The sequence below is a fragment of the Candidatus Glassbacteria bacterium genome (assembly GCA_019456185.1).
Taxonomy (GTDB): domain Bacteria; phylum Gemmatimonadota; class Glassbacteria; order GWA2-58-10; family GWA2-58-10; genus JAJRTS01.
The window spans coordinates 40795-45314 of sequence record VRUH01000017.1 but is presented as its reverse complement, the minus strand read 5'-3'; the positions used below and the strand labels follow the sequence as shown (position 1 = coordinate 45314).

Sequence of the window (4520 nt, the reverse complement as noted above, 5' to 3'; positions counted from 1 at the left end):
GCCTCCTCCGGTGCCGTCCGTTCCTCCCGTTGAAACGAAATCCGAGCCGTCGCCGGGCCGGGCTCCCGCCGATGTGATCATGGGTTACCGGGTTCAGCTGGGGGCGTTCAACGACATGGAAGGCGCCCAGGAGCTGGCCGCCAAGGCGCGGGTCGTGTTCGGCAGCCGCTACCCGATCTACGTCCGGTTCTACTCTCCGTACTGGAAAGTCCAGGCGGGAGACTGCGCCACCAGGGACGAGGCACAGAGTTTGCGGGGTTTTCTGCGCAGGAACGGATACCCGGACTCGTTTATCGTCCAGGCCGGGATAAAACGCTGAGCCCTCCGGGGGAAACGGGATGAGATTTCTCTCCAAAGGGCTGTTCGCAGCCCTTTTTTTGTTGGTTTTAATTTCGGTATCTCCTGCCGCCCAGACCGTTCCGGTCGGGCAATTGCGCTGGATGCTGGTCCGGGTGTCACCCGATAACCCACCCACTGCGCGCTCCCTGCACTCTCTCGGCTTCGAACATCTCGATCAGGTTGACGGCGGGTTCGAGGTTGTCGCCACGGAACTCGAACTGGAGCTGATCCGTAACTTCGGCCTGCGGGCGGAGGTACTGGACCGGGATTTCGGCAGAACCCTGGTCGAGCGCAACACACAGAAGTCGATACTGGCCGCGGCCGGGAGTTTCGCCACCGGCAGCATGGCCGGGTATTTCAACCCCGATGAGATTCTGGCGTTTGTCGATTCCCTGCGCAATTCCACCGGCGATTCCCTGCTCGGTGATACGGCGGTCGTGGGGCTCAGCCTGCAGGAGCGCCCTGTCTGGATGGTGGAACTGGGCCACGAGCGGTCCGAGGGCGCTCCGGAAGTGTTTTTCAACTCCCTGACTCACGCCCGCGAGGGCATGAGCGTGATGGCACTGCTGTATTTCATCCGCTACCTGGTCGATAATTACGCGGTCAACGACTCTGTGCGCTGGCTGATGGATCACCGGCGGATATTTTGCGTACCGGTGGTCAATCCCGACGGCTTCGAGATCAACTGGAACCTCTACGACAGCGGCGGCGGGTTCGGGTTGTGGCGTAAGAACGCGCGGGATAATAACGGTGACGGCACGCTGGATAACCAGGACGGAGTGGACCTCAACCGCAATTTCAGCTACGCGTGGGGCTACGATAATATCGGGAGCGACTCGACCTGGTACGAGAATGATTTCCGCGGCGACTCGGCGTTCAGCGAGCCGGAAAGCCGGGTGATGCGCGATTTTATCTCCGGTCGGAATTTCCGGGTGGCGATCAACTGCCACGCCTATGGCAACTCCCTGCTCAAACCATGGAGTTATATCGCCGCGGAAACGCCAGACTCGGCTGTATTCAACCGGATCGGCGCGAAACTGGTCGGCGGCAGCGGCTATGTCCACGGCAACGCGACCTCGATCTTGAACTACCCGGCCAACGGCGAGTTCACCGACTGGGAGTACGGAGACAGCGCGGGCGGGAAAATAATCGCCTGGACTGCCGAGATCGGCGAAAGAAGCCAGGGGTTCTGGCCGCCTGCCGACCAGATAGAGCCGATAGCTCAGAATGTCCTGCCGACCTTGTTCGCCGCCGCGCGGGCCGCCGGTTTCTGGCCGGAACTCGAGATTGTCCAGGTCAACGAGGTGCCCGGGTTTCCGCGGCGGAGGTCGATTCTGTTCCGCGTGGACAACGTGGGCCTGGCCGATACTGACAGGCCGTTCACTATCACGCTGGGCCGGGAGAGTGCCGGGGTGTCGGCGCTCAGGACGGTTACCGTGGATACGTCCGCGGTCTACCCCCGTGCCGACAGCCTGCTAGTCGAGTTCGGACCTGAAGTGTATTCACTCTCCGGCAGCCTGGTCGTGGAGCAGGAAGGGCTCACGGTCACCTCTTATCCGCTGGCTGTCGAGCGTCCCGCCACGGATATTGCCGCCGACCTGGACGGCAACGGCCGTACCGACATCTTCGACCTGCTGGAGATCCTGCGCGTGGTCTCCCGCGGAGTCCCTGACGGCGATGATCCCGCGCGCTACGACCTGAACGGAGACGGCAGGTTTGATATTTTCGACCTGATCGACATGCTCAAGCGCCTCAGGCCCCGCAACTAGGATTTTCTCCTTGTCCTGACAACCAGCCTGCCTTACCTTTCTTTTTTTCATATCATGGCCGATGCGTGGTCTTTTGCATCATCGGCGGTATCCGGGTCTAAAGTCAATCCGGGAAGTACCAGATGAACAGGCACCAGACAGTTATCGTGCTGGATTTCGGCGCGCAGTACAGCCAGTTGATTGCGCGCTCCGTGCGAGAGCAGCATGTGTACTGTGAGATAATGCCTTACAGCGTTACACCTGAGAAGTTGCGTGAGGTCGGTCCGGCGGCGATTATCCTCTCCGGCGGCCCGGCCAGTATCTACGACGACGGTTCGCCGCACTGCGACCCCGCTATCTTCAGCCTGGGTGTCCCGGTGCTGGGTATCTGTTACGGGATGCAGCTGCTGGGCTACAACGAAAAAGCGAAAATCAAGCGGACGGAGAAACGCGAATACGGCAAGGCCATGCTCAGGATCGGCGACTACGCCGATCTGTTCGCCGGGTTCGAGGGCGAGGAGGAAATCCAGGTCTGGATGAGCCACGGCGACTCGGTGGACGAACTCCCTGACGGGTTCCGTCTGCTGGCCGGCACCCCCAACTGCCCGGTGGCCGCTATCGGCAACTCGCAGCGGAATCTCTACGGCGTGCAGTTCCATCCCGAGGTGATCCATACCCCGGAGGGCAGCCGGGTGATCGCCAATTTTCTGTTCAAGATTGCCGGACTCACGCCGGATTGGACGCCGGGGTCGTTTATTGAAGAAAACAAGGAGAAAATCAGGGAGCAGACCGCGGGCGGGAAAGTGATCTGCGGCCTCAGCGGCGGCGTTGACTCCTCTGTTGCCGCCCTGCTGGTCCACAAGGCGATCGGCGACCGCCTGACCTGCATCTTCGTCGATAACGGCCTGCTGCGCAAGAACGAGGCGGCCAGCGTGGAGAACACGTTCCGCAACCACCATCACCTGAACCTGGTGGTGGTCGACGACGCCGACCGTTTTATCGACGCCCTGGCCGGGGTGATCGACCCCGAGCGCAAGCGCAGGATTATCGGCGAGACGTTTATCCGCGTGTTCGAGGACGAGGCCCGTAAGCTGGGCGAAGTCAAATGGCTGGTGCAGGGTACGCTCTACCCCGACGTGATCGAGTCGGTGAGCGTCAAGGGGCCCTCGGCCACGATCAAGACCCACCACAACGTGGGCGGACTGCCGGATAAGATGGACCTCAAGCTGATCGAGCCGCTGCGTGAACTGTTCAAGGACGAGGTCCGGGCCGTGGGCCGGGAACTCGGCCTGGCCGGTGAAATCGTGAACCGCCACCCGTTTCCCGGTCCCGGCCTGGCCGTGCGCGTGCTGGGCGAGGTGAGCAGGCAGCGGCTGAAAGTGCTTCGTGAGGCCGACGATATCTTTAACAGCGAGATCCGCGAGGCCGGTCTTTATGCTGAAATCTGGCAGGCGTTCGCCGTCCTGCTGCCGGTGCAGAGCGTGGGCGTGATGGGCGATGAGCGGACCTACGACAACGTGATCGCCCTGCGGGCTGTCACCAGCCGCGACGGGATGACCGCCGACTGGTACAGGATGCCTCACGAGGTGCAGGCGCGGATCTCCAACAGGATTATCAACGAGGTGGAGGGGGTGAACCGGGTGGCCTACGATATCAGCAGCAAACCTCCCGCCACAATCGAATGGGAATGACCCGCACCTGTAGGATTACGGTTATTGTAACAAACAGGAGTCGTGTTGCATTCCCTACGGTGAGTTTTTCGAATAAATTTTACTTAAAACCGCAATAACGTCTGAGAGGTTTTTTTGAGTAATGGAAAAGAGCGGGACAGGGGAAAGAACAAGGGACTGGTGGACTTGTTCTGGGAACTGATGGACTCGATGAAGTCCGCCGTGACGCTGCTGATCATCCTGACCCTGGTCAGTCTGATCGGCGTGCTGCTGCCGCAGTTCGCGCCCAGCGGCTTCATGGGCACGATGCAGGAGTTGTATATCAGCAAATACGGCCAGGTGATCGGCAGCCTGCTGCTGATTCTGGGCCTGGACCACGTGTTCACGGTCTGGTGGTATTACCTTCTGCTGCTGCTGATCTGCCTCAATATCTCCGTCTGCTCGTTCCGCCGCCTGGGCAATGTCTTGGCCCTGATCCGGCGCGAGAGCTATTTCGAGTCCGAGGAAAAGTTCCGCGAGCAGAAACACAACCGCTCGATAAAGTGTGCGGAGAGCGTGGAGCAGGCCGCGGAGCGGATCGGCGGACTGCTGAGCTGCGGCGGGTACAAAGTCAGTTCTGTCGAGCGGGACGGCAGGAAACTGATCTACGCCAAGCGCGGCGCGATCAGCCAGCTGGGTCCGCTCCTGAGCCATCTCGCGATGGTGCTGGTCATTGTCGGCGCGGCGGTCAGCTACATGCTCAGTTTCGAGCATTTCCAGTGGA

3 protein-coding genes and 2 pseudogenes (2 of these 5 only partly in view) are annotated in these 4520 nt (G+C 60.8%); all 5 read left to right on the top strand.

From position 1 onward, the window contains the following. A pseudogene (locus tag FVQ81_08450) lies at nucleotides 1-77 on the top strand (hypothetical protein); it begins 265 nt to the left of the window's first position. 2 nt (nucleotides 78-79) lie between these two features. After that, complete coding sequence (locus FVQ81_08445; protein MBW7996578.1) at nucleotides 80-319, top strand: SPOR domain-containing protein; 240 nt, start codon at nucleotides 80-82, stop codon at nucleotides 317-319. Nucleotides 320-338: 19 nt separating this feature from the next. After that, nucleotides 339-2108, top strand: a complete 1770-nt coding sequence (locus tag FVQ81_08440) for a hypothetical protein (GenBank protein ID MBW7996577.1) — start codon at nucleotides 339-341, stop codon at nucleotides 2106-2108. A 122-nt stretch (nucleotides 2109-2230) separates the two neighbouring features. Then, complete coding sequence (gene guaA / locus FVQ81_08435) at nucleotides 2231-3778, top strand: glutamine-hydrolyzing GMP synthase (GenBank protein ID MBW7996576.1); 1548 nt, start codon at nucleotides 2231-2233, stop codon at nucleotides 3776-3778. A 114-nt stretch (nucleotides 3779-3892) separates the two neighbouring features. After that, nucleotides 3893-4520: pseudogene (locus FVQ81_08430) on the top strand (cytochrome c biogenesis protein ResB) (it continues 35 nt past the right edge of the window).